This window comes from bacterium (assembly GCA_020440705.1).
In the GTDB taxonomy this organism is placed as follows: Bacteria; Krumholzibacteriota; Krumholzibacteriia; order LZORAL124-64-63; family LZORAL124-64-63; genus JAGRNP01.
In genome coordinates this window covers 1-563 of sequence record JAGRNP010000362.1, presented here as the reverse complement: position 1 = coordinate 563, position 563 = coordinate 1, and the positions used below count along the sequence as shown (strand labels likewise).

The 563-nt window shown below is 65.5% G+C and carries 2 protein-coding genes; both read left to right on the top strand.

Annotated features, from left to right (window positions below; translation table 11 throughout):
• The first annotated feature begins 183 nt into the window (after window positions 1–183).
• Window positions 184–324 (top strand): redoxin domain-containing protein, encoded by a 141-nt coding sequence (locus KDM41_18805; GenBank protein ID MCB1185475.1) that lies wholly within the window; start codon window positions 184–186, stop codon window positions 322–324.
• A gap of 9 nt (window positions 325–333) precedes the next feature.
• A partial coding sequence (locus KDM41_18800; GenBank protein MCB1185474.1) for a redoxin domain-containing protein occupies window positions 334–563 on the top strand: 230 nt, incomplete at its 3' end.

The window sequence follows — 563 nt, the reverse complement described above, 5'->3', positions numbered from 1 at the left end:
CAAGCGTCTGATCGCCCGGAATCCGCGGTTTGAGGGCTCTGTTTGGGCATTCCGTCGGGGCATGTCGCCGCTGGGAGGGCCGGACACAATTTCGGAGGCACAACCCGCCGCTTGCCAATTCGGCAACATCCGGCCTTAAATGTTGCGGACCGTCCGCCCCCCACCCCAAGGAGAGGACCCGCCATGGCCCTGATCAGCCCCGGAGAACTCGCCCCCGACTTCACCCTCGACAGCCACCTCGAGGAACCGGTGACCCTGTCGGACTACCGGGACGACATGAACGTCCTGCTCGTGTCCTACCCCCTGGATTTCACGCCCACGTGAAGCAAGGAGATCCCGGGGCTGGACGCCCTGCTCGAGGACTTCCTGGACCTCGACACCCAACTGCTCGGCCTCAGCGTCGATTCCCGCTACTGCCACGAGGCCTGGGCCGAGACCTTCGACGGCATCATCTTCCCGCTGCTCGCCGATTTCCATCCCAAGGGTGAGGTGGCCCGCGCCTACGGCCTCTGGCTCGAGGACGCCGGCATTTCCGACCGCGCCACCGTGCTGATCGGCAAGGA

Bases quoted from the DNA above. Each gene is read 5' to 3' on its own strand.
- KDM41_18805 (MCB1185475.1), top strand. From the start codon at position 184: ATGGCCCTGATCAGCCCCGGAGAACTCGCCCCCGACTTCACCCTCGAC.